This window comes from Rodentibacter myodis (assembly GCF_001999305.1).
Lineage (GTDB): Bacteria > Pseudomonadota > Gammaproteobacteria > Enterobacterales > Pasteurellaceae > Rodentibacter > Rodentibacter myodis.
In genome coordinates, this window is the sequence record NZ_MLHQ01000020.1 from 53,725 (window position 1) to 79,495 (window position 25,771).

Here is a 25,771-nt window from a genome sequence, read left to right on the forward strand (position 1 = left end):
TATTCTTATTTCAAACCTGAAGCAAGGATTACAGCAACGGACTAAATAAAAAGAACAATCGCTCAATAATCCGATAATAAAAAGGGCGGTTGAACCATTTTTCACGATCGAGCAATTCCGCATTGGCGATATAGCTTTCGTGCAAAATCGCCACTTCATTGGCAAAAGCATTATCTTCCACCGCTAAGGCAAGTTCAAAGTTTAGGAAAAAGCTACGCAAATCCATATTCATTGTGCCAACGAGGGCGAGTTTGTTATCAATTAACACACTTTTGGTATGCAAAAGTCCGGTTTTAAATTCATAAATTTTCACACCGGCGGCGAGTAAATCATCAAAGAATGTACGGCTTGCCCAACCCACCATTAGAGAATCGTTTTTCTTCGGTAAGATTAAGGAAACCTCCACGCCCCGTAATGCGGCAATTCGCAAGGCTTCGGCAATACTGTGGCTTGGTACAAAGTAAGGGGAGGTGATGACAATGCTTTCTTTGGCGGCATAAATTGCCAACGCCAATGTTTGCGGGGCGAGATCGTCAGGAAATTCAGGGCCGGTTGCAATCACTTGCACCGAGTGGGTATCGTTTTCATCGACCCGTATGGTTGGGCTGCTTGGCAACGAAAGTGGCAGTTCAACGCCGGTTTCAATTTCCCAATCCCACGCGTGCAGGCTATTTAACACGGCAGATGCCGCACCGTTCACCCGCACCATAATATCCACCCAATTTCCCACCTTGCTGTCTTGTTTAAAAAAGGCGGGATCGACCATATTCATACTACCGGTGTAGGAAATTTGGTTATCGATGACAATGATTTTTCGATGTTGCCGTAAATCAATCCGGCTGAAAAACATCCGAAATAAATTTACGTGCAAGGTTTCGACAATTTCAATGCCTTGTTTTCGTAAATCACGGCAGGTTTGGCTTTTCAAAAAAGGGTGACTACCCACGGAATCCAGCAAAATACGAATTTTTACTCCACGTTGTTTGGCTTCTAACAAGGCTTGAGCGACTTCTTCTATCATCCCCTTATCCGACCAAATATAAAACACCATATTGATCGAATATTGTGCCAGATGAATATCGGCAATGATTTGGCGAATAATGCTTTCCGGTGTGTCTAAAATATGCAATTCATTTCCCTTCAAACAAGGAATACCCAAACGGCGATAATTCAGATCAAAGAGCGGTCGATATCGCAGGTTTTTTTGTATGCTGACGAGATCTTTCTGTTGCGATAAATGGGTAAGCCAACCACTATATTTGGGGTGCAATTTTTTGAAGGCATTGGCACGTTTTGTCCCCAGTTTCACTTCACCAAAAATCAAGTAAGCCAACACGCCGATGACCGGAACGAGATAAATGAGCATAAGCCAAGAAAGGGTGGCAGAGGAGGATTGTTTTTTTACTAAAAGACGAAGGGTAACCGAGATAATCGTCAGCCACGCCAACACAGGAATGATATAAACCAGTATAATGTGTTCAAAACCCATAAAATTTTAACCGCACTTATGAAATTCGAGATTATTTATCAACACCGCGATTTTATCATCATTTATAAACCTTGTGGTATCAGCGTGCATAAAGATAATGCCAAGCTTGGTTTAACCACATTGCTGGCGAATCAACTTGGCGTGTCGCAAGTATGGCTTGTTCACCGCTTGGATAAAATCACCTCAGGCTTGCTGATCCTCGCTTTAAATGCTGAAAGTGCGGCTGAATTTTCAAGACTTTTTGCCGAACACAAAATCCACAAAACCTACCTTGCCTTGAGCAATCAAAAGCCGAAAAAGAAACAGGGACTAATCATTGGCGATATGCAAAAAGCCCGTAATGGGGCGTGGAAATTGTGCCAAAGCAAAGAAAATCCGGCAATTACCCGATTTGAAAGTGTCAGTTGTGAGCCGAATTTACGTTTATTTATTCTTAAACCGCAAACCGGCAAAACCCACCAATTACGTGTGGCAATGAAAAGCCTTGGCAGCCCAATTTTAGGCGATGGATTGTATGGCAAAAACACGACAGAAATTGACCGCACTTACTTACACGCCGCCAAACTGGCGTTTGAATTTAAAGGTGAAAAGATCGCGGTTTTCACTGATCCAAAAGAAGGGGAATGGTGGCAGAAAGCCGGCGTGCAAAGTGCTTTACGAAAAGGAATGGAAATTTAACTGAACGGATTTCAGAAAATAGCACGAGATCCTGTATAATGCCCCGCAATTTTTTCAAATTATCTTATAAATAGGAATTTCAATGAAATTTATCTCTTTTAATATTAATGGGTTACGCGCCCGTCCTCATCAACTTGAGGCTGTGATCGAAAAATATCAACCGGATGTGATTGGGTTACAGGAAATCAAAGTGGCAGATGAGGCATTTCCTTATGAAATCACCGAAAACCTAGGTTATCACGTATTTCATCACGGACAGAAAGGGCATTATGGTGTGGCGTTATTAACCAAGCAAGCACCAAAAGCCGTTCGCCGTGGTTTTCCAACAGATGACGAAGAAGCCCAAAAACGCATTATTATGGCGGATTTGGAAACAGAATTTGGTTTATTAACGGTGATTAACGGTTATTTTCCACAAGGTGAAAGCCGTAACCACGAAACCAAATTTCCGGCAAAAGAGAAATTTTATGCCGATCTTCAACGCTATTTGGAACAAGATCACGATAAAGCCAACCCCATTTTGATTATGGGCGATATGAATATTAGCCCAAGCGACTTGGATATTGGCATTGGTGAAGAAAATCGCAAACGTTGGTTGCGTACCGGCAAATGTTCTTTCTTGCCGGAAGAGCGCGAATGGTATCAACGTTTGTATGATTACGGTTTGGAAGACAGTTTCCGTAAATTAAACCCCACCGCAAATGATAAATTTTCGTGGTTTGATTACCGTTCTAAGGGGTTTGATGATAACCGAGGCTTACGCATTGATCATATTTTAGTGAATCACGAATTGGCGAAACGTTGTGTGGATGTCGGCATTGCTTTGGATATTCGGGCAATGGAAAAGCCATCGGATCACGCGCCGATTTGGGCTGAATTTAAATAGGATAAAAATATGGATATGGCAAATTGGCAGAATTATCGTTCCAACGTGAATGATATGCCTGCCGTGTTTACCGCAAATATTGAGGATGTCGATCAATTTCACGGCAAGAACTGCAACAAAATCGTGCAGTTCGCCATTCATTATGAAAGTGATGGCATTGGCTTACCCTCTGAGGAAGAATACGACAAGTTAATTAATCGGGTCTTCAAAATTTTGGCACAACTGACCGCCCTGCCGAATGTATTTTTTGCCGGCCATTTTATTTGTAACGGACAGGCAAAAATGCATTTTTATTGCGAACATCCCGAGATTGTGTTGGAAACCTTGTCGCAGATTAATTTTATAGAAGAAATTAGCGTGCAAGATGATCCCAATTGGGACATTTATTTTGACTTTCTTCTTGCTTCTCCCCTTGAAATTAAAATGAATGCCACAGAAGAATTGCTTGGTTTGTTGCAAAGTAAAGGGCGTAATTTAAGCGATACTTATTTGGTAGAACACAGTTTTCACTTCGATGAAGAACAAAAAATGTTTCCCTTTATGGATGAAGTGAGCCTTGGCAATTATTCCTTTACTACTTTGCAATATTCGGCACAACCAATTCGCTTTAACGAAGATGACGAGCCTTATTATTTGGTGAAACTTGAACAAGAAATTTCCCTTGATAACAGCGAAATTTTTGAACTGGTGGAAAAATTTGAAAAACTGGCAACCCAATTTATGGGGGAATACATCGGTTGGGAATGTGATAGTTTAATGGAAGAAAGTAAACAGCTGAATTGATGCATAAAGTAAGGACGCCACGTTTGGCATCCTGATTAAAAAAGAAATGTTGATATTGCGGATGCGAAATATTTACTCAACCCAAGTGACAATTTCATCCATTGTTTTACGGGATTTTTTCGCAATATCTCGTGCGCGATAGCCAAAAGTGGCGGCAACGGATACGCCGTATTCATTTGGATCAAACAAGCCTTCTTCTGCCAGTGTTTGATTCATTAATTCATAGTTAAATCCCTCAATCGGGCAAGAATCAATGCCTAATGCGGCGGCACCGGTTAGCATATTGGCGAGGGCGATATAGGTTTGTTTGCTACACCAGTCAAACAAAGTGCGGTCGCTTTCCAACAAATTCATTTCAACTTCTTGTAGTGATTTATATTTTGCTAACGCCTGCTGTTGCTGTTCTTCGTTTAAGCCTTTTCTCACCATTACATCCACAAAAAACGGACTGTCATAGCGGGCATTTTTCTTGGCAAGCAGAATCACCACGTGGCTGCAATTATCCAGTTGATTTGCCATTCCCCAGCTAAATGGTTTGATTTTTTCACGTAAGGCTTGGTTTTGAATCACCAATAATTTCCAAGGTTCTGATCCCACCGAACTGGGAGAAAGACGGGCACATTCTAAAATGGCGTTAAAGTCTTCTTCGTTGATTTTTTTGTTGGGATCGTAATAGCGGGTGGAGCTACGTTGACTAAGCAATTCAACCACTTCTTTTGCGCTGAGTTTTACCATTGTTTTTTCCTCTTTAAGTTAGAATTTGCGTTATTTTATCCTGTTTTTGTTGCCTGAGTAAGCGGGGAATATGTCATACGGATTTCACTTTTTTTAAGCAAAACAGACTGATCAGAATGAATACCGTGGCAACATAAAATACCGAATTGTAATGCCAAATTTCTGCAATGATGCCGGCAAGTGGGCCGCCGATAACCCAGCTGGCTTTGGCGGCATTGCTAAAAAGGGTGGTCGCCGATCCCATTTGGGTTGGCATTAAATCTTGGAAATAAACCATACCAAGGGTGGCGACAATGCCGATAAAAATTGCATTGAGTAATTGTAATGCGACTAATTGCCACGTTTGGGTGGCGAATAACATTGCGAGGTAAAAGACAAAACCGGCAAATAATGCGAAGGCAATCAGCTTTTTCTTGGTGAAATATTGGGTGAGATAACCGGCGATAAGCATTACCGGAATTTCTAAGCCTGCTGCCGTTCCCATTAATGTGCCGGCAAGTTCTTTGCTTAGGTGTAATTCGTGAATGACAAATAACGGCATATTGATTAAATACATACTGTTGCAAGTCCACAAAAGTAAATTGGCGATAAACAGATACATCACACTTTTTCTTGGTGGTGTGGCTAAAACATCGGATTTTTTGACCGCACTTTGGCGTGGAATTTTAGGTAACAATCGGCTGACACCGGCACAAAGCAAAAATGCCGATCCTGCCACTAAATACATATAATCAAAGCCCCAGTTTAGTGCGATAAAAAATGAGAGCGGCGGGCCGACAATCCACGCAAGGGAAATTTGCGTTCGCATAATGGTGCTGAACATCACCGCCTCTTTATTGGCACTTTCCGTATATTCCCGTGCTAAGGCGAAAGATTGGGGATTAGCTGCCGATCCTAATCCAAGCAGTGTTGTGCCGAGTAAAATCAAAACCGTGTAATGACGGTTATAGGCAAATAAAAGGCAGCCGACAACGGCAATTAAACAGCAATAAATCATTATTTTTCGGCGATCTTCTTGTCGGTCGGAATATTTTGCCAATATTTGGCTGAGAATAATGCCGATGGTGGCATTGACGGAGTAAAACAAGCCCACAAAAAACGGTGAAACCTGAATTTCCTGTGAAAGAAAGAGGCTTAAAGTCGGCGTTTGAAATGCGGAGGCGATGCCGGTGAGAAAGGCGATAAGAAGAAAGTTAAAGGCAACAAGATTTTGCGGATAAGGTTGTTTTTTTATCATCGTGATTTTAGTTTTGATTTATTGGGTTCTGCCAAATGGATAGAACCCAATTTTTAATTAAATGTACTGAATGGGTTTTGGAAAACCGATTTCAATATTTGATATGCCCTTTGTGATGACAACATTCTCCCTCTTTTCAATAAAGAAGCGTGAAGTCATCGCTTTTTCCCCGTGATTGAAGAAAATTTCCATAATAGAGCGATCAAAGAAAATTTCCACGCAATGGAGTTCTCTCACTTCGCAATAACGTTGTGCGCCAAATTTTTCCATTAATTCTGTTTGGACAGAGTGCGTTCTGTCTAAACAAACCAAGCCGTCTTTATAAGACAAACTTAGGGTTTCGCCTTTTTCGTTGGTAAAGAAATCCAGTTTGAACGGCTGATTTTGTGCATTAAATTTCAAATAAGCCCGATCTAAATCTTGAATCACCGTTTTTCCTTGCAAGGTTAGCGGAGAAAGTGCGGTCATATTTTCATAGATTTTTTTGATTGGGCGTTGATATAAACGGTTATTTTCAAGGCGAATTTCCCGTGGCATTGTTAATGCAGAATGCCATTTGAATTTGTCGGTCGGGTAGGTTAAATCCGGCAGACCAATCCAGCCAAACATTATCGTGCTTTGTTGATTATCTAAGCCTCCAAAAGTTTGTGGGGCGTAGAAGTCAAAGCCTTGATCGAGTTCGGCAATGGATTGGGTTTCCAAAATATTACCGTTTAATCTACCAAGCGCGTAAGTGGCGTGATAATTGTTTTGGAACTGATGGGCTTCACGATCTTTGCCTTGTGGCGACCAGACAAAAATATCTTTATCGCCTAATTTCAGTAAATCGGGACATTCCCACATAAACACGTTTTGATTGTTGAAATCAGGAATGGACAGTTCCCCCACTAAACGGGGCGTATCTTCCAAGTTATTCATTTCAAAAATAATGGCGGTGCCGGTGAGATTTTCACGTTGCGCGCCACACACAAAGCGGATTTTTCCATTTTGAGTGAAGTAAGGTTTGGGATCGCGCACGTGTTCCGTATAACCTTGTGGGGCATTTTCGATGAGCGGGCGTTTGCTAATGAGTTTGCCGTTTAAATCAAAAATCGCCAAATTTTGATAAGGCACACGTTGGTTATCGCTTGGTCGGCGGGTATTGCCGGTATAGAACATAGCCAATTTATCGCCTACTTTTAATGCTCCGCCGGAATAGCAACCGTGGGATTCAAATAATTCGCAGGGAATTAAATCATCGGCAGCTTGATAGGTTTGAAAATCACGGGTAATAAAATGTTTCCAGTGTTTCATTCCGTGTAAGGCATCAAAAGGAAACCACTGATAAAAAAGGTGATATTTTTCACCGTCAAAAATCAAGCCATTTGGATCATTTAATAATCCCGTTGGTGGTGCAAGGTGATAAACAGGGTAGAAGTTTTTATCACTTTCCACGCATTGGCGTACTGACTCAAGTTCGCCCGCTTCTGCAGCCAGAATACTTTTGTATTTGCCGTTATTGAAGATAATCATAGTGATCCTATTTTGGGTAAGTTTCGGTTAAACAAGGGTAGCGATGATTCATTTTTTCCGCCCATAATGTTAATGGCTCAATGGCGGAATGTTTTGTGGCGTGCGTCCAACTATCACGGAAAAGCAGAAAATCAATGGCACATACTGCATTTAGCGTGCCGATATTTAATTCATCACCAAAAAACTCAATGGATTTTTGCAGTTCGATAAGGCTTTTTGCCGTACGTTGGAAGATTTGTGCGTGGCGATCCTGCCACCATTCATTTTGAGGACGCGCACGTTTTTCCGGAATGACGGAAATCTCATTTTCTAAAATACCATCGGCTAAATAATGTAAACGCAAAATTTGCCAACGCTGTTCACCACTGCCATAAAGTGAAGGCTGTGCGCCTAAGTGATCAAGATATTCGGCAATTAATGAACTATTGTACAACCATTCACCGTTTTCAAGTTGTAGAGCGGGTAGGCGACCAAGGGGATTGTCTTGATTGTGGGGGGAATTTTTATCTAATCCGCTGGTGGCTTGCAGAAATTCAATTTTATTTTGCAGTTGATGATAGTGAACGACCGCAGTGACTTTTCGGGCGTAAGGGCTGGTGGTGGAATACCATAGTTTCATCGAAAACTCCTTAACATATTGGTGCAATGAGTGAAATGGTTATTTGATTTCGGGGTAAGAATGCCGGTGTCCTTAATATTAATTCATTTAAATTATCCGCTTTTTGGCAAGGACGCGAGCGTCGCGTCTCTACGATCACGTTATTGGGGTTTTGTGTGGTTATAACGAAATACAGCAAAATTTTTTATAACGTGAGATTAAAAATACCTAATCTCCCTCCCTTTTCTCCGTTTGTGGATTGAGGTGCCGAAGGCGAAAGGAGGGAAAAGTGCGGTTATTTTTCGCCAAATTTTTTGCAACTATGTTGCAATCCTACCCTCAGGACTACGCCCGGCACCCTCCGTAAACGGAGGGTGCGAAGGTAACTTGCGTGAGATGTTTAAAAATACCCAATTTTCTTTCCCTCTCTCTGTTTACGGATGGAGGTGCCGTAGGCGGAGGCGGGGAAAGTGTGGTTATTTTTCACAAAATTTTTTCACTTTTTGTAATGCAAATGTCAATTAGCTAAAAATTCTGCCAACTGAGCTTTGTTCGGGAGTGCGGACATTGCGCCTTTTGCGGTGGTCGCTAATGCACCACAGGCATTGGCTTGGCGGATAATTTGTACCAACACTTCATTCATTTTCCAATCTGGATGTTGAGAAAGTCCAGCCAATAAGCCGCCTACAAAGGCATCACCTGCACCCGTGGTATCCACCGGTTTTAAGGCTTTACCGGCAACTACCTCTTTTTTACCGGAAAGATGATACAACGCCCCGTCTTTGCCTAGGGTGACAATAATCAATTTTTCAGGATAAAGTGCGGTGATTTTATCGAAAGCTTTTTCAAGGCTATCGGTATTGGTTAAGAGTGTGAGTTCTTCTTCTGAGAATTTCAATACATCGGCAAGGGTAACGGCTTCCATTACCACGCTTTTCATTTTTTCCAAACTTGCCCAAAGGGATTCGCGTAGGTTTGGATCGAATGAGAAAAATCCGCCGGCGGCTTTAATACGGCGAATGGCTTCAAAAGTGGCTTCTCGTGATGGATTATTGATGAGGGCGATAGAGCAACAATGTAACCATTCACCGGCTTGGAATGGGGGTAAATCAGTGGTTTGTAAGAACTGATCCGCACTCGGATTCACCATAAAGGTGAAGCTACGTTCGCCATTATCTAAGCCAACCACGACAGTTGAAGTGCGATGTTGCGGATCTAAAATCATATGTTTGGTATCCACGTTTTCAGCGTTCAAGGTTTCTTGCATAAATTGACCGAGAGGATCATTTCCCACGCGACCAATAAAGGCACTTTGACTGCCTAAACGTGCTACACCCACCGCCACATTGGCAGGCGCACCGCCGGCACAACGTAAATAATGATTTTCACCGTCCGGAATCAAATCCACCACGGCATCACCGGTTACCCAAATTTTTTGACTCATTGTTTTTCCTTTTTAAATCTCTTGAGATCGCTCTGAAAAATGACCGCTCTTTGGAGAAAGTGCGGTCATTTTTATTTATGTTTTTTATTCCACCGTCACGCGGGCAAATTTACGTTTACCCACTTGGTAAATATTTGTGCCTTCTGGTGCGTTGGCTCGCACATCATCTACTTTTTCACCATTAATTTTCACGCCACCTTGTTGTGCGGCACGAATGGCTTCGGAAGTGGAAGATACTAAACCGGCTTCTTTTAACAAGGTTGCCAAACCGATTTCACCGGCAAAGGTAAATTCCGGCATTTCATCCGGCATTGCGCCTTTTTGGAAACGATTGATAAATGCTTGTTCTGCTGCATTGGCTGCCGCTTCATCGTGGAAACGGGCGATTAATTCTTTCGCGAGCAGAATTTTTACATCACGTGGATTTTTGCCGTTTTCAACCTCTGCTTTTAACTGCGCAATTTCGCTTAACGGACGGAAAGAAAGCAGATTGTACCAATCCCACATTAAGTCATCGGAAATAGACATTACTTTACCAAACATTTCGTTTGGTGCTTCGGTTACACCAATATAATTGCCAAGGGATTTGGACATTTTTTTCTCGCCGTCTAAGCCGACTAAAAGCGGAAGGGTGATGGCGACTTGTGGTTTTTTGCCGGCAGATTTTTGCAATTCACGTCCAACTAATAAATTGAATTTTTGGTCTGTGCCGCCTAATTCCACATCGGCATCTAAAGCAACGGAATCGTGACCTTGCAATAGCGGATAAATAAATTCGTGAATGGCGATAGGTTGATTATTGGAAAAACGTTTTTTGAAATCATCACGTTCTAACATTCGTGCAACCGTATAATTGCTTGCCAAACGAATCATTCCTTCCGTGCCTAATTTACCCAACCATTCGGAATTGAAGACAATTTTGGTTTTTTGCGGATCAAGAATTTTGAAAATTTGTTCTTTGTAGGTTTCTGCATTGCGTAGCACATCTTCACGACTAAGCGGAGGACGTGTTGTATTTTTACCGGAAGGATCGCCCACCATACCGGTGAAATCGCCGATTAAGAAATAAACATCGTGACCAAGTTGTTGGAATTGGCGTAATTTATTTAACACCACCGTATGCCCTAAGTGAATATCCGGCGCAGTGGGATCGGCACCTAATTTTACTTTTAACGGGCGATTTTCTTTCAGTTTTTCGATTAAATCGGCTTCTGAAAGAATCTCATCAGTACCGCGTTTAAGTTCCGCGAGAACGGTATTAATATCAGTCATCTTTATTTCCTGCTGTGTTTTTTTGAAAGGCATTATTATAGGGATTCTGAATGATTTGTGAATAAAAAAAACGCCTATTTGTGGGGAAATAGGCGGGAATGTTGGAGTGATTATCTTGTGCATACTTTAAATGAAGAAGCACTGTTGTTATTGGAATGCTTAGATGATAATAATTCGCAATAATAAAGTCAATAATTAGATGAAAATAATTCTCAAAAACTATTTAATATAATCCACCGCATTTGTCAAAAAAAGTGCGGTTGGAACACCCTCTGAAATATCAAATTTTCCGGCGTAGGCATAGGCTTCTACACCTTGTTTCATTGCGTCTTTCAAGAGTCGATCATATTCAGGGTCAATGTATTCGGCGATTTTGAAACGATTAAAACCATTATGCAATCCAGCAAAAAGTACCACTGCGCGGTGTCCTTGCTTTTTCATCGCCAATAATTCACGTACGTGTTTTTGCCCGCGTGTGGTGACGGCATCGGGGAACATACCTAATTCGTCTTTTACCAAGGTAATTGATTTCACTTCCACATAACAATCAGGTAAATCTTTTCCTTTCAGTAAGAAATCAATACGGCTATTTTCTTCCCCGTATTTCACTTCAGGATAAATTTCATCATACATAGCTAACTCTTTGATTTGCTTATTCTGCAATGCTTCAAAGACAAGTTGGTTAGAACGGTGTGTATTAATGCAACAAAGTTGTCCGTTGGCTAGTTGGGTGAGTTCCCAAGAATGCGGATATTTGCGGGTTTGGTTGTTGGAATGGGAATACCACACGATATCGCCTTTTTCTCCACAGCCTGTCATTGCCCCTGTATTGGCGCAGTGAATTGTCATTACCTCGCCGTTTGGTAATTCAATATCGGCAAGAAAGCGTTTATAGCGGCGAATTAATTTTGCAGATTGTAGCATAGGGAGTAGCATAAAATTCCTTATAAAAAGTGCGGTGAGTTTTTCACCCGTTTTCGTAAGAGGAGCGCTGAATTGACATATTACCTCTCATTTTTTTACGATAGCTCATCGGTGATGAGCCGGTGTATTTTTGGAAATTTTCATAAAATCGACTAAGCGAATTAAAACCTGCCGTGAGTGAAATATCCAGCATTGTTTTATCGGTATCACTTAATAAGGCTTTTGCATGGTTAATGCGCATCATCGTGATGTATTGCTTAATGGTTAATTGCATTATGTTTTGAAAAAGCCCCATTGCATAATTCGTATTTAAACCGACCGCATTAGCCACTTGTGAAACCGTCAAGGCTTGATTGAAATGGCTGCCGATGTAGTTGAGCATTTCAATAACATAATGTTGCGTATGACGCGAAGATTTTCCGCCTAAATTGGGTTCGTAGTGAGCTTTTGCGAGTACTTCCCAACCATCAAGCTCTAATCGTTTTAGCAATAATTGTACTTCGTTGTAAACCAACTGATTGCGATTGTTATCATTTTTTTCCAGTTCGTTTTCCCAACGGGTAATTTCAAAATCTCCAGCAAGGGCGGTATTTTGAGATTGAATTACCACGCCGTGTGTAATGTGGGTAACAAGATTATTCGATAGTTTCCAAGAAAGAAATTGGTGAATAGGAATATCAATTACTGCCATTTTTGTACAATTTTGTCGATTGACTAAACTGTGTGGGATAGAAGCCCAAAAAGCGGCAATATGATTTTCTTTAATGGTAAGTAGCGAACCATTATAGAAATATTCCACATCGCCGTTAAAGGGAATATTAATCTCAATATGTCCGTGCCAGTGGTGAGCGGGCATATTTACCGGTGGTTGCCAAAGTTTTACTCGGAGTGATTGTTTTTCTAAAGGTAAAGAAAGCGGGCTGGTTGTTTTGCTACCAAGGGAATCTTCCGAATCAAAATCCCCTAAAGCCAGATCTTCAGGTTTCATATATTATCGATTAAGCATTATCAATCAAAGTGCGCTGGAATTATAGCGAATTTTTTAATTTATTCCTATTTTCTTAGCAGTTTTTCCTGAAATCTCATTTTTTAATATCAAGATCTCATAAAATGAGTTTTCAGGAATTTTGTATGAGAAAACGATATAGGAAAATTATTCTGCTTTTGCCATGATGATGTTAAAGGAGAGTAATTAAGGAGTTCATTATGAGTTTATCAATGAAAACCAAGATCAGTTTTGGCTTGGGCGCTTATGGCAAAGATTTTGCTATTGGCATTGTATATATGTATCTGATGTATTATTACACTGATGTATTGGGCGTATCCGGTGCAATTGTAGGGACGATCTTTATGGTTGCACGTGTATGGGATGCGTTAAATGATCCTATTATGGGGTGGATTGTAAATAATACGCGATCACGTTGGGGAAAATTTAAACCTTGGATTCTAATTGGTACGATTCTTAATTCCGTTTCGCTTTTCTCACTTTTTTGTGCCGATTATTTTTCCGGTACTGCACTCATCGTTTATATTGCGATAACTTATATTCTATGGGGAATGACTTATACCCTAATGGATATTCCGTTTTGGTCGCTTACACCGACTTTAACGCTTGATCAAAGGGAACGCGAAGAACTTGTGCCTTATCCTCGTTTTTTTGCAAGCCTTGCCGGATTTGTTACTGCTGGTGCATGTATGCCGTTTGTGGACTCGGTTGGGGGCGATGATAAAGGCTTTGGATTCAGAATGTTCACTTTGGTGATCATCACTTTTTTTGTTGTTTCGACCATCATTACGCTTGTAAATGTTAAAGAAAAATACTCTTCCGATGCGATTGAAACGGGCGAAGTACTGAAAAAAGTACCGCTTAAAACGTTGGTATCACTTATTCCGCGTAATGATCAGCTTTCAAGCCTGCTTATTATGGCACTTTGTTACAACATTGCTGGCAACATTATTTCAGGTTTTGCTATTTATTATTTTACTTATGTAGTCGGTGATAAAGAAATGTTCCCTTACTACATGTCTTATGCCGGTATTGCGAATCTTGCGATTATCATCTTGTTTGCCCGCCTAGCAAAAATCTTTTCCCGCCGTACTTTATGGATCAGTATTTCGGTAAGTTCCATCATGAGTTGTTCGATTTTGGCTTATACCGGTCTTGCGGATCATCACAGTATTTTCTTGATTATTCTTGCCGGTATCTTTATGCAAATTGGCAGTGCGTTGTTTTGGACTTTACAGGTGATTATGGTGGCGGATACTGTGGATTATGGTGAATATAAACTGGGTATTCGTTCCGAGAGTATTGCGTATGCGGTACAAACCATGGTGGTGAAAGCCGGTTCTGCGGTGTCTGCTTTCTTAATCGGCATATTATTAACTGCGATTGATTATGTACCAAACGCACCACAAAGCGAAACCACCTTGTTCTGGATGAAAGTAATTATGATCGGCTTGCCAATTTTCTTCTATGCCATCAAATTATTTGTGTACTTCCGTTATTACAAATTACATGGTGATTTACTTGCCAAAGTAAACATCACCTTACTAGACAAATATCGTAAAGTTGAAAATTAACATCAAGAGGATTGATTATGACTTCACAATTAGTTCGTTTACAAAGCAAAGATACCGATTTGATTTTACGCACAGAACCTGCGGAGATCCTTTATTTTGGCAAATGTTTAGCATTCGATGAAATTACCGAAACCGATGTTATAAGCATTGAACGAGGTGTGGCAAATGGGAGTTTGGATATTGATATTCCGATTACTTTAGCGGCTGAAAATGGGCGAGGTTATTTTGGTGTTGCTGGTGTGGAAGGGCATCGTGACGGCTATGATTGGGCGCCGGTATTTGTGACGAAAAACATTATCAAAACTGACCGCACTTTAGTGTTAGAAATGGAAGACTCCATTGCAAAATTAGGATTTAAAGCAGAAATTGAAACTGATGAAAATGGCGTGTTTAAATTTCGTAACACCTTAACGAATTTAGGCGAGGGCGAATTTACCGTTAATCGTTTAGCGGTTACCTTACCCGTGCCGGAATATGCCGATGAAGTATTGAGTTTCTATGGTCGCTGGTGTCGTGAACTTCATGAAAATCGCCTATCACTTAAACATGGCGCATTTACACAAGAAAATCGTCATGGACGGACTTCTCACGAATATGCGCCTAACCTGATTATCGGTACACCACATTTTAGCCAACAGCAAGGCAAAGTGTGGGGGTTCCATCTTGCTTGGTCAGGAAATCATCGTATTCGTGCCGATGTGTTGATTGATGGTCGCCGTTTTGCTCAATTGGAAAATCTTTATTTCCCGGGGGAGATTCAATTGAAACAAGGGGAAAGTCATAGTACTCCGTGGGTGTATTCGGTGTATTCGGACGAAGGATTGAATGGTATGTCACGTCAATTTCATCATCATGTGCGTGAACATATTCTTCATTTTGTACATAAAGACCGTCCGGTACATTTAAATATTTGGGAAGGTGTAACATTTCATCATCAACCGGCTCATATTATTGCTATGGCAAAAAAAGCGGCAGAGATGGGAGTGGAACGTTTTATTATTGATGATGGTTGGTTTATTGGCCGTAATGATGATTTTTGTGGGTTAGGTGATTGGTATTTGGATGAAGAAAAATACCCAAATGGTTTAGATGAAGTGATCAGTACGGTAAAAAAACTTGGTATGCAATTTGGCATTTGGGTGGAATTAGAGATGGTGAATAAACCGACCAAACTGTATCAAGCCCATCCGGATTGGCTATTACAACTAGAGGGATATGATCAGCCTGAAGAGCGTCATCAGTATGTGCTGGATCTCACCAAGCCGGCGGTATTTAATTATTTGCTTGAACGTATGGACTGGTTGCTTGGTCATCATGATATTGACTACATTAAATGGGATCATAATCGTCGCCTTGTCCAACCGGGAAGTAGCGGACGTGCCGCCCTAACGGAACAAACAAAAGCAGCTTATCGTTTATTTGATGAGTTGCAAAAACGCTATCCGAATGTGGAAATCGAAAGTTGTTCCTCAGGAGGGGGACGCGTGGATTATGAAATACTTAAACGTTCACAGCGTTTTTGGCCATCGGATAATATTGATGTTTTCACCCGTCAACAAATCCACCGCGGTATGAGTTATTTTTATCCACCGGAAGTCATCGGGGCGCATATCGGCAGTTCACCTTGCCAAACTACACAGCGCCGTTTTTCTATTGATTATCGTGGTTTAACGGCTTTATTTGGTCACATGGGAGTAGAGCTTGATCCTGTTAGGGAAAGCGAGGAAGAACGCGTAGGCTTTGCGAAATATATTGCATTGCACAAACAACTTCGTCCATTATTGCATAGTGGTGATGTTTTCCGTCTTGATTATCACGAACCAAACACTATTTTGCATGGTGTTGTGGCAAAAGATAAGTCACAAGCGGTTGTGTTGATTAGCCAATCCGATATGCCGGATTACAAGCAGATGGGCAAGCTTCGAGTGCCATACTTGAATACTAATGCTTATTATCAAGTGAATGTCGTTGCCATTCCCGAGTATATTCGAGAAGGTAAAGCCGGACATTTAATGAAAATTTTTCCACAATGGCTTCGAGATTGCTTTGATGAAAAATTGGTTACGATTCGTGGTGAATGGCTTGCTAAGGCTGGATTAACTATTCCCGTATTAGATCCTCAAAATGCGATGTTACTGACATTTAATAAATTATAGCGAACTCAAAGTGCGGTTAAATTTAACCGTGCTTTATTGCTTTAAGCGTATTGGTTTTAAAGAGATTTGACGATGAGATGATTGACGAGATTTAGTCAAACACTTAAATTTATATGGCTAAATATCTTGTACGCTCTTTTTTAATCGTAATAGTAGGTAAAATATGAAAATAACGTTATTTAAAAAACTTACTCCCGAGCTTTATTTAGTTCAACACAATGAAATTCCCGTTTTGCATTTAGAGCACGATATTGGTTCGGCAAAAATTGCCCTGCAAGGTGCGCAATTATTAAGTTGGACGCCAAAAGGTGTTGAACGGGATGTGTTATGGTTGAGTGAAATTGAGCCTTTTCAAACGGGGTCGGCGATTCGTGGTGGAATTCCCCTTTGTTATCCTTGGTTTGGAAGTGCTAAACAGCCTGCACACGGTACGGCTCGGATTCGTTTATGGAATTTAAGTCGGTATGCGATTTCGGCAGAAAAAGTGCGGTTGGAATTTGAATTATTTTCCGATTTAAACATTATTGAAGCGAAAGTTGAGATGGCGTTTTCCGATAAATGCCAAGTCACTTTCACGCATTATGGCGAGCAGCCGGCACAGGTGGCATTGCATAGTTATTTTAATGTCGGCGATATTACGCAGGTGGAAGTGGCAAATTTACCGGAAACTTGTTTTAACAGCTTGACCCAAACACAGGAAAATGTGCCGTCTCCACGCCGTATTGGTGAAAATGTAGATTGTATTTATTCGGTGGATAACACACAAAATCAAATTATTGATGAGGCATTTCAACGTACTATTGAATTACAACATCATAATGCCAGCCAAATTGTACTGTGGAATCCTTGGCATAAAGCCACAAGTGCAATGAGCGAGAAGGCATATTTGAATATGGTGTGTGTGGAAACCGCACGTATTCATCAATTATTGACGTTTGGTGAAAGTATCAGCGTAGAAATTGGTGTAAACGGTTAAATTTTGTTGCATAAAATTGGTGGATACTATAAAATCCCGCTGTTTTTGCTCGTTGCTATGGGCAATAAAATTTGCAATCTTTTGCCTTGTGGGTAAAAGGTTTTTACTGAAATCAATAGAAGGAATACGATTATTAAAACCGTAAAAAAAGCACCGGCAGTAAATCGCCCGAATCGCATTAATGATGAAATTCGTGTCAAAGAAGTTCGTTTAATTGACCAAGATGGTGAACAGGCAGGCATTGTTTCTATTCAACAGGCGCTAGATATGGCGGAGCAAGCAGAGCTTGATCTTGTTGAAATTAGCCCAAATGCCGAACCGCCGGTTTGTCGCATTATGAACTACGGTAAATTCCTTTACGAAAAAAGTAAAACCGCCAAAGAGCAGAAGAAAAAACAAAAAGTCGTACAAGTGAAGGAAATAAAATTCCGTCCGGGTACAGACGAAGGTGACTATCAAGTTAAATTACGTAGCCTTATCCGTTTCTTGGAAGATGGCGATAAAGCTAAAATCACTGTGCGTTTCCGTGGGCGTGAAATGGCGCACCAAAATATCGGTTTAGATGTCTTGGAACGTGTGAAAAATGATTTAGCCGAGATTTCGGTTGTGGAATCTGCACCGGGTAAATTGGAAGGTCGTCAAGCCGTTATGGTGTTAGCACCGAAGAAAAAATAAGAATTTTTATCGATGTTTCGGCATCGATAAAATCTTTTCATTCTGATGTATTAAGATGAAAAGACAACTGCAGGTTAGGCAAACTACGCAGCCTAACTGCTTTTGAAAGGGCAATTTAATTTGCCTATTGGTGGAAATAATCAGTGCCTCCAAGTAACGTTTAAGTTCGCCTGATTATCTTGTTTTAAACGAAAAATGCGGAGTTATTTTAACAATGCCTAAAATCAAAACAGTACGCGGCGCAGCTAAGCGCTTCAAAAAAACTGCTTCAGGTGGTTTCAAGCGTAAACAATCTCACTTACGTCATATTTTGACTAAAAAAACAACTAAACGTAAACGTCATTTACGTCATAAATCAATGGTTGCGAAAGCAGACCAAGTTTTAGTAGTAGCTTGCTTACCATACGCATAAGCCGTTATTTAAGCAAAACGTACGATTAGTTCATTTAGTAAAATATTACATAGGAGATTAAATAATGGCTCGTGTAAAACGTGGTGTTATTGCAAGAGCACGCCATAAGAAAGTTCTTAAGGCTGCTAAAGGTTATTATGGTGCGCGTTCACGCGTGTATCGCGTTGCTTTCCAAGCGGTAATTAAAGCCGGTCAATATGCATATCGTGACCGCCGTCAACGTAAACGTCAATTCCGTCAATTATGGATTGCACGTATCAACGCAGCGGCTCGTCAAAACGGTTTATCTTACAGCAAATTCATCAACGGTTTGAAAAAAGCGTCTGTTGAAATCGATCGTAAGATCCTTGCCGATATCGCCGTATTCGACAAAGTGGCTTTTGCTGCATTGGTTGAAAAAGCAAAATCTGCACTTTAATTTTTAAAGTTTAGAGAATGAGGACGCTGAAAGGCGTCCTTTTTTCTTATCGTTATCTTTCTTTCGCATTTCTGAATCGCATAAAAGTGCGGTTGTTTTTAGTTGAATTTTTTACGAGGTTATTGTGGCATTAATTAGCTTAACAAATGGTTACCTTTCTTTTAGTGATGCACCGTTATTGGATCATACCGAGTTACATATCGAACCTAATGAACGGGTTTGTTTGGTTGGGCGAAATGGTGCGGGTAAATCAACATTACTGAAAATTATTGCCGGTGATGTCGTCTTGGATGATGGCAAAATTCAGTATGAAAAAGATTTAGTGGTTTCCCGTTTGGAACAAGATCCGCCCCGTAATGCTGAAGGCAATGTGTTTGATTATGTGGCGGAAGGCGTGGGGCATTTAACGGATCTCTTAAAAGAATATCACCATATTTCCCTTCAACTGGAAGAAAATTATAGCGACCAAATTTTAAATCGGCTTGAGCAGGTTCAAAACAAATTGGAATATGCAGATGGTTGGCGATTTGAAAATAAGATAAATGAAGTGTTACTCAAATTAGGATTAAATCCAAATACAAAATTGACCGCACTTTCCGGTGGTTGGTTGCGTAAAGCGGCATTGGCACGGGCTTTGGTGTGTGATCCTGATGTTTTATTGTTGGATGAACCGACTAACCATTTGGATGTAGAAGCCATTGAATGGCTGGAAAATTTCTTATTAGAATTTAACGGCAGTATTGTTTTTATTTCTCACGACCGTTCGTTTATTCGCAAAATGGCAACCCGCATTGTGGATTTGGATCGCGGGCAATTGGTTTCTTATCCGGGCAACTATGATTTGTATCTCACCACAAAAGAAGAAAATTTACGGGTAGAAGCCCTTCAAAATGAATTATTTGACAAAAAATTGGCGCAAGAAGAAGTTTGGATTCGTCAAGGCATTAAAGCCCGCCGAACCCGTAACGAAGGGCGGGTGAGAGCATTGAAAGCAATGCGGGAAGAACGCCGACAACGCCGAGAAGTAATTGGGGCGGCGAAATTACAGCTCGATACCTCAAGCCGTTCCGGTAAAATCGTATTTGAAATGGAAAACGTAAGCTACGAAGTTGCCGGCAAACAATTATTGAAGGATTTTAGTACCACTATTTTACGTGGCGATAAAATTGCCTTAGTCGGCGCAAACGGCTGTGGTAAAACAACCTTTATCAAGCTATTGCTTGGCGAAATTCAACCGACAAGCGGTAAAATTCGTTGTGGGACAAAGTTAGACATTGCTTATTTTGATCAATATCGTGCCGATCTGGATCCTGAGAAAACCGTAATGGATAATGTTGCAGACGGTAAACAAGATATTGAAGTGAATGGGGTGAAACGCCACGTATTAGGTTATTTGCAAGATTTTTTATTTCCGCCAAAGCGTGCGATGACACCGGTGAAAGCCTTATCCGGTGGTGAGCGTAATCGTTTATTGTTGGCAAAATTATTGTTGAAACCAAATAATTTACTGATTCTAGATGAACCGACCAATGATTTGGATGTGGAAACCTTGGAATTATTAGAGGAAATTCTGACAGATTATCAAGGCACATTGTTAATTGTGAGCCACGATCGTCAATTTATCGATAACACGGCAACGGAATGTTATATGTTTGAGGGAAATGGCGTGTTGAATAAATATGTGGGCGGCTTCTTTGATGCAAAACAACAGCAGGCAAATTATTTTGCCTTAAAAGCCGAACAAAAAGAGCAGGCTCAGAATAAAAAAACAGAAGCGAAACCACAAGAAAACATTGTTAAAAATGACCGCACTTCTAAACCCAAAGCGGTAAAACTTTCTTATAAAGAGCAACGTGAATTGGAGCAACTTCCACAATTATTGGAAGAATTAGAAGAAAAATTGACCGCACTTCAAGCGGAGGTTGCTGAACCGTCTTTCTTTCAACAGCCTCACGAGATCACTGATGTGAAATTAAAATCCCTTGCCGATATAGAAGCCGAACTTGAAACTGCTTTTTTACGTTGGGAGGAATTGGAGGAAAAGAAAAATCAGGCAGAAGCGAAGTAAAGTGAGTTTAAAAAAGAAAACCGAGCAAAAGCTCGGTTTTTTTGTCAGTTAAAATAAATTACTGAGGAAAATCACCAAAATAATGATCGGTACAACAAATTTTACATAGTTAAACCAAACTTTTGTAAATGTAGAATCAGGTGTTGGTGAAAGTTCTTTTTTAGCTTCGTCTTTTAGCACAAAACCGACAAAAACGGCACAGCCAAGTGCGGTGAGCATAAAGAGAATATTACCGCTGACAAAATCAAAGGTATCAAAAATACTTTTACCAAAGAAGGTGACGTTTTTCCAAAGGCTATCACCTAAAATAGAAGGTAGGTTACCAAGTAAGAAAATTCCGCCTAAAGTGAGGGCAATGGCTTTGCCACGGCGCATTCTCAGTTTTTCCTGTAATGCGGTGATAATCACTTCATAAATGGTTAGAGAGGTGGTAAGAGCCGCGATAAGCAATAAGCCGAAGAAAATAATCGCAAAGAATTTGCCTGCCCATAGGTGTGAGAACACAATCGGTAAACTTTGGAATACTAAGGTTGGCCCTGCGTTCGGCTCAATTCCAAAAGTGAAGAGGGAGGGGAAAATCATAAAACCGCACAATACGGCAATGATGGTGTTGGTAAAACCCGTGATGATTGCGGTATGAATCAGATTTTCTTCTTTGTTTAAGTAGCTGGATAAGGTGATAAGCACGCCAAAGCCGAGACTGAGGGCGAAGAACACTTGTCCTAACACAAAAATAAAGAGTTTAGGGGTAATTTTGCTGAAATCCGGTTTTAAATAGAAGGTGATCCCTTCCATTGCCCCCGGTAGGGTAACATTGCGGATCACCATCCCAATCAGGAAGATAAAAAGCAAAGGCATTAGATATTTTACCGAACGTTCGATACCGCCAATAATGCCCTTTGCCAAAATAATGTAATTTACGATCACGAATAAGAGGGTATAAGCCGCAATTTCCCAAGGGTTGTTACCAATGTGGAGATCGTAGAAATTTTTGGCAACTTCTTTGGTAATCGGCGTGGCAATATCCAATGTGCCATTTATCAGGCTGACAATGTAAGAAATCACCCAGCCGCCCAGCACCATATAATATGCCATAATACCGAATGCGCCGAGTAAGCCCATATAGCCAAGGATTTTCCAATACTTAGAAATACCCTTATCGTGCAATTTGTCCCCGAAAGCATCAATAGAATTTACCCGTAAACGGCGACCAATCACGTTTTCCACTAAGATCATCGGAATGCCGATCACAATCATTGCAATACAAAACAGCATTACATAAGCACCGCCGCCATTTTCACCCACAAGATAAGGGAATCGCCAGGTTGCACCAAAGCCCACGGTGGCACCGGCAACGGTCATTACATAAGTTAGTCGGCTCGACCAAGTTTGACGTTGTTGTTTTTTTGTTGTCATTTTTTGTCCTATTTAAATCAAAAGTGCGGTCAGAAAATAAAGGATTTTGAACGCAAAAAGTTAATAATCGGTTTTATCTTTATATTCACAGAGATCTTCAATAATGCACGAACCGCAGCGTGGTTTGCGCGCCACACAAGTGTAGCGACCGTGCAAAATTAACCAATGATGCACATCCACTTTGAATTCATCAGGCACGACTTTAAGCAGTTTTTCTTCCACTTTAACCACGTCTTTACCCGGTGCAAAATGAGTGCGGTTGCAGACGCGGAAAATATGGGTGTCCACTGCAATGGTGGGATGACCAAATGCGGTATTTAATACCACGTTTGCGGTTTTTCTGCCCACACCGGCTAAGGCTTCTAAAGCGGCGCGATCTTCCGGTACTTCTCCGTTGTGTTTTTCAATTAAATCACGGCAGGTTTTGATGATATTTTCCGCTTTGCTATTAAACAGCCCGATGGTTTTGATATAGCTTTTTAACCCCTCTAAACCTAAATCTAAAATAGCTTGCGGTGTATTGGCGACAGGAAACAGTTTTTCTGTGGCTTTATTCACCCCTTTATCGGTGGCTTGTGCCGATAAAATGACTGCGATCAATAATTCAAAGGGCGAATTATACTGTAATTCGGTGGTTGGGTGGGGATTTTGATCCCGTAATCGGGTTAATATTTCAATTCTTTTCTTTTGGTTCATAATTTTTTTCCTCTACTTTTTGCTTGTGCAAAAAGTAGCAAAAACACACTCCGACTAATTTGCTTTCTGCACTTGGTTAGGATTTTCTTAACGGAAAATTTTTAACTCGCTACGCTCAGACAAGAAAAATTTTCCTAAAAATCCTAAGTCGCGCAGGCAAATTAGACGGAGCTAAAGGGTTACTTTTTCACTTTGTGTTGATAATTATCAATTCTGTTTTTTAGGGCGAGGAGTAATCCTAATCCAATAAACGCACCCGGTGGCAGGATAAAGAGTAAAAAACTGCTGTCGGTGTGGTAAATATGTAGGGTGAGGAATTTCGCCTGTTCGCCGAAAAGGTTTTCAATGCCTTCAAATAAAGTACCTTGTCCGAGAATTTCACGCAGCGCACCCAATACAGTGAGGCTCAATGCCATACCGAATCCCATTGAAAAACCGTCCCAAGTGGAATGTAAAAGGCTGTTTTTAGACGCAAAGGCTTCTGCACGACCAATCACAATGCAATTCGTGACGATAAGCGGAATAAAAATACCCAGGGATTGATAAAGCGTGTAAGTGTAGGCATTCATTAATAATTGCACCACGGTAACGGTGGTGGCAATGATCATTACATAAATCGGAATACGGATTTCGTGCGGAATGTGTTTGCGAAAGAGTGAAATGACCGTGTTCGTGCAGGTTAAAACCAACATTGTGGCAAGGCCTAAGCCTAAGGCGTTAGTCGCCGTGCCGGAAACCGCCAATAAAGGACAAAGCCCAAGCAACTGCACGACCGCAGGATTATTCTTCCAAATACCTTGGGTAAAAATGTCTTTCCATAAGGATTTTTCTGTCTGATTTTTCACCGCACTTTGAGGTATATTTTCATCAAGTGCGGTTGTTTTTTCCGTTAAATTTGTCATTTTATTGCCCCTGTTGGGTGGCGAGTTGTTGGAGAACCAATGGATGATTAAGCATTACCAATGTGGAACTTTTAACCTGATTTACAATGGCGCGTGGTGTAATGGTTGCGCCGGAAAATTGATCGAATTTTCCACCGTCTTTTTTTACCGCCCAATCGTTTAAATTATTTTCGTTAATCGGTTGATTGGTAAAACTTAAAATCCAATCGGAAATACGCAACTCAATTTTATCCCCCAAACCCGGCGTTTCGTGATGTTCAATAACACGAACGCCCAACACTTCCCCTTGCGGAGACAAGCCTACTAACAATCGAATATTGCCCGAATATCCATCGGGCGCAGTGGTTTCATAGGCATAAGCCGAAATTTGCCCCTCTTTTTTGGCAAAATAAATTTTTTGAATACCTTTCAATTTTTCATCTTTTGGAATCACCGCACTTTCCACCAAATTATTATCAAAATAATCTTGAGGGATAACTTGCAATAACAATTCTCGTTGTTGTGTCGCCATAGCTTGATCAATTTTTTCTTTGGTGAGAAAGAAAATACCAGCTGAAATAAGCGTACAAAGTAGGGCGACTAACCCCAAAAGCATACCAAAGCGCGAGGTGATTTTTGCTATACCCATTATTTTTTTCCTCTTGCGTTATAGCCCGCCACACGCGGACGGGTGTAGTGATCGATAAGTGGTACGCAAATATTGCTTAATAAAATCGCAAATGCGACACCGTCAGGATAATTGCCGTGATAGCGAATGAGGTAAACCAGTAAGCCAACAAGCATACCGAATACGATTTTTCCCCGTGGTGTAATGGAGGCGGTAACCGGATCTGTTGCAATGAAAAATGCACCGAACATCATTGCTCCACTTAGCATTTGGCTCATTGCGCTTAAATGTGTGCCGCCGGCTAGGGCAGTAATGGCGGCTAAACAGAAAAACGTTACTAACATTGCGACAGGAATTTGCCAATGAATCGTACGTTTTAAAATCAGGAAGATCCCGCCAACTAAAAAGGCAATGTTTACTTGCCACCAACCTTGTGCAAAATCTGTACCATTTCCCATAAAAATCGGCATTTTGATCAGTTGATAAAAATCGTCTAATGCTTGATGACGAGCATAAAAGATTTTGGCACTATCTAACGGCGTGGCTTGCGTGATACCGTCAATACTATGAGTGAGTTGTGATAGGCTGAAGCCATCGGTCGTAAAACCTGAAAAAATCAATGAGATTGAATCGGAGAAAGTCGGCGGCTCTTGCAATAGATGAATTGGCGGCATCCAACCGGTCATTTGTAACGGAAAGGAAATAAGCAACACCACATAGCCGACCATTGCAGGGTTAAACGGATTTTGTCCTAAACCGCCGTAAATATGCTTACCAAGTAATACTGCACAAAGCGTGCCGATGATAATGATCCAATAGGGGGCATAAGGCGGAATAGCCATCGCTAAAATTAAGGCAGTTAATACCACGCTGAAATCAGAAAGATAGGCGCGAGGTTTTTTACCACGCAATTTTATTGCGATAAATTCCGCAAGAATGGCGACCGTAATTGCCAAAGCGGATTGAACGAGTACACCTAAGCCGAAATAATAAATTTGCGTAAATAAAGCCGGCATCATTGCAAGGATAACCCACAGCATAATACGTGCCGTTAATTTCCCCGAATGGGTGTGAGGGGAGCTGACCATTTTAAACATTTTTTATTCCTGAGATTCTTCTAATTTTTGTTGAGCCTGAGCCTGTTTTTTCGCTTTTGCGCGGGCAATGGCTGCTGCAACCGCTGCTTTTTTCGGGGCAAGTTCGGTTGAATTTTCTACCGTTTTTTCTACCGCACTTTGGGTTTCAACAGGGGCATTTCCGTTAGTTTGTGCCTGTTTTTTCGCTTTCGCGCGGGCAATGGCTGCCGC

At 41.0% G+C, this 25,771-nt stretch carries 24 protein-coding genes and 1 pseudogene; 10 read left to right on the forward strand and 15 right to left on the reverse strand.

Annotation, left to right across the window (positions count from 1 at the left end; translation table 11 throughout):
• Positions 1-28: 28 nt before the first annotated feature.
• On the reverse strand, positions 29-1,489 hold the full coding sequence (gene cls, locus BKL49_RS07940) for a cardiolipin synthase (RefSeq protein ID WP_077424273.1): 1,461 nt from the start codon (positions 1,487-1,489) through the stop codon (positions 29-31).
• Between the two features lie 18 nt (positions 1,490-1,507).
• On the opposite strand from cls, the gene BKL49_RS07945 reads away from it, so the two are divergent.
• From BKL49_RS07945 to BKL49_RS07955, 3 genes are all read left to right on the forward strand, one after another.
• Positions 1,508-2,167 carry a TIGR01621 family pseudouridine synthase gene (locus BKL49_RS07945; RefSeq protein WP_077424317.1) on the forward strand — a complete coding sequence of 220 codons (660 nt, stop codon included), beginning with the start codon at positions 1,508-1,510 and terminating at the stop codon, positions 2,165-2,167.
• A gap of 82 nt (positions 2,168-2,249) precedes the next feature.
• Complete coding sequence (xthA, locus tag BKL49_RS07950; protein ID WP_077424275.1) at positions 2,250-3,053, forward strand: exodeoxyribonuclease III; 804 nt, start codon at positions 2,250-2,252, stop codon at positions 3,051-3,053.
• Positions 3,054-3,062: 9 nt separating this feature from the next.
• Positions 3,063-3,836, forward strand: a complete 774-nt coding sequence (locus tag BKL49_RS07955; RefSeq protein WP_077424277.1) for a TIGR01619 family protein — start codon at positions 3,063-3,065, stop codon at positions 3,834-3,836.
• A 72-nt stretch (positions 3,837-3,908) separates the two neighbouring features.
• Here BKL49_RS07955 and BKL49_RS07960 read toward each other — a convergent pair whose 3' ends face one another.
• From BKL49_RS07960 to melR, 8 genes are all read right to left on the reverse strand, one after another.
• On the reverse strand, positions 3,909-4,571 hold the full coding sequence (locus BKL49_RS07960; protein ID WP_077424279.1) for an NAD(P)H-dependent oxidoreductase: 663 nt from the start codon (positions 4,569-4,571) through the stop codon (positions 3,909-3,911).
• A gap of 73 nt (positions 4,572-4,644) precedes the next feature.
• Complete coding sequence (locus BKL49_RS07965; protein ID WP_077424281.1) at positions 4,645-5,808, reverse strand: MFS transporter; 1,164 nt, start codon at positions 5,806-5,808, stop codon at positions 4,645-4,647.
• Positions 5,809-5,865: 57 nt separating this feature from the next.
• Entirely contained in the window at positions 5,866-7,320 is a 1,455-nt protein-coding gene (locus BKL49_RS07970; RefSeq protein WP_077424283.1) for a glycoside hydrolase family 32 protein, read from the reverse strand.
• A gap of 7 nt (positions 7,321-7,327) precedes the next feature.
• Positions 7,328-7,939, reverse strand: a complete 612-nt coding sequence (locus tag BKL49_RS07975; protein ID WP_077424285.1) for a glutathione S-transferase N-terminal domain-containing protein — start codon at positions 7,937-7,939, stop codon at positions 7,328-7,330.
• Positions 7,940-8,435: 496 nt separating this feature from the next.
• Positions 8,436-9,362, reverse strand: coding sequence for an aminoimidazole riboside kinase (locus BKL49_RS07980; protein ID WP_077424287.1), 927 nt, complete (start codon positions 9,360-9,362; stop codon positions 8,436-8,438).
• An 84-nt stretch (positions 9,363-9,446) separates the two neighbouring features.
• Positions 9,447-10,634: a tyrosine--tRNA ligase gene (tyrS, locus tag BKL49_RS07985; RefSeq protein WP_077424289.1), complete on the reverse strand. Its 1,188-nt coding sequence runs from the start codon at positions 10,632-10,634 to the stop codon at positions 9,447-9,449.
• A 219-nt stretch (positions 10,635-10,853) separates the two neighbouring features.
• Positions 10,854-11,570: a DNA/RNA nuclease SfsA gene (sfsA, locus tag BKL49_RS07990; RefSeq protein WP_077424291.1), complete on the reverse strand. Its 717-nt coding sequence runs from the start codon at positions 11,568-11,570 to the stop codon at positions 10,854-10,856.
• A gap of 31 nt (positions 11,571-11,601) precedes the next feature.
• Positions 11,602-12,546, reverse strand: coding sequence for a transcriptional regulator MelR (melR, locus tag BKL49_RS07995; RefSeq protein WP_077424293.1), 945 nt, complete (start codon positions 12,544-12,546; stop codon positions 11,602-11,604).
• Between the two features lie 218 nt (positions 12,547-12,764).
• Here melR and melB point away from each other — a divergent pair, with 218 nt between their 5' ends.
• The 7 genes from melB to BKL49_RS08030 all read left to right on the forward strand — a co-directional run bounded on the left by melB (position 12,765) and on the right by BKL49_RS08030 (position 20,843).
• Positions 12,765-14,138, forward strand: a complete 1,374-nt coding sequence (gene melB / locus BKL49_RS08000; RefSeq protein WP_077424295.1) for a melibiose:sodium transporter MelB — start codon at positions 12,765-12,767, stop codon at positions 14,136-14,138.
• Positions 14,139-14,155: 17 nt separating this feature from the next.
• Positions 14,156-16,294, forward strand: a complete 2,139-nt coding sequence (locus BKL49_RS08005) for an alpha-galactosidase (protein ID WP_077424297.1) — start codon at positions 14,156-14,158, stop codon at positions 16,292-16,294.
• 163 nt (positions 16,295-16,457) lie between these two features.
• Positions 16,458-17,270, forward strand: coding sequence for a D-hexose-6-phosphate mutarotase (locus tag BKL49_RS08010; RefSeq protein WP_077424299.1), 813 nt, complete (start codon positions 16,458-16,460; stop codon positions 17,268-17,270).
• Positions 17,271-17,447: 177 nt separating this feature from the next.
• Positions 17,448-17,945: a translation initiation factor IF-3 gene (gene infC / locus BKL49_RS08015; protein ID WP_425271878.1), complete on the forward strand. Its 498-nt coding sequence runs from the start codon at positions 17,448-17,450 to the stop codon at positions 17,943-17,945.
• A 214-nt stretch (positions 17,946-18,159) separates the two neighbouring features.
• On the forward strand, positions 18,160-18,357 hold the full coding sequence (rpmI, locus tag BKL49_RS08020; RefSeq protein WP_005596065.1) for a 50S ribosomal protein L35: 198 nt from the start codon (positions 18,160-18,162) through the stop codon (positions 18,355-18,357).
• Between the two features lie 64 nt (positions 18,358-18,421).
• Positions 18,422-18,775, forward strand: coding sequence for a 50S ribosomal protein L20 (gene rplT, locus BKL49_RS08025; RefSeq protein WP_005596075.1), 354 nt, complete (start codon positions 18,422-18,424; stop codon positions 18,773-18,775).
• 124 nt (positions 18,776-18,899) lie between these two features.
• On the forward strand, positions 18,900-20,843 hold the full coding sequence (locus BKL49_RS08030) for an ABC transporter ATP-binding protein (protein ID WP_077424303.1): 1,944 nt from the start codon (positions 18,900-18,902) through the stop codon (positions 20,841-20,843).
• Between the two features lie 48 nt (positions 20,844-20,891).
• On the opposite strand, the gene BKL49_RS08035 is transcribed toward BKL49_RS08030, so the two are convergent.
• The 6 genes and pseudogenes from BKL49_RS08035 to BKL49_RS08060 form a co-directional block, all read right to left on the reverse strand.
• Complete coding sequence (locus tag BKL49_RS08035; RefSeq protein WP_077424305.1) at positions 20,892-22,259, reverse strand: sodium-dependent transporter; 1,368 nt, start codon at positions 22,257-22,259, stop codon at positions 20,892-20,894.
• A 60-nt stretch (positions 22,260-22,319) separates the two neighbouring features.
• Positions 22,320-22,955: an endonuclease III gene (nth, locus tag BKL49_RS08040; RefSeq protein WP_077424307.1), complete on the reverse strand. Its 636-nt coding sequence runs from the start codon at positions 22,953-22,955 to the stop codon at positions 22,320-22,322.
• Positions 22,956-23,134: 179 nt separating this feature from the next.
• Complete coding sequence (locus BKL49_RS08045; RefSeq protein ID WP_077424309.1) at positions 23,135-23,857, reverse strand: electron transport complex subunit E; 723 nt, start codon at positions 23,855-23,857, stop codon at positions 23,135-23,137.
• A 1-nt stretch (position 23,858) separates the two neighbouring features.
• A complete protein-coding gene (rsxG, locus tag BKL49_RS08050; RefSeq protein ID WP_077424311.1) occupies positions 23,859-24,485 on the reverse strand; it encodes an electron transport complex subunit RsxG in 627 nt (208 codons plus the stop codon).
• The gene (gene rsxD, locus BKL49_RS08055) at positions 24,485-25,561 is read right to left on the reverse strand and encodes an electron transport complex subunit RsxD (protein ID WP_077424313.1); all 1,077 of its coding nucleotides are present in this window, start codon (positions 25,559-25,561) and stop codon (positions 24,485-24,487) included. Before rsxD ends, rsxG begins: the two co-directional genes overlap by 1 nt.
• A gap of 3 nt (positions 25,562-25,564) precedes the next feature.
• Positions 25,565-25,771: pseudogene (locus BKL49_RS08060) on the reverse strand (electron transport complex subunit RsxC); the annotation flags it as partial.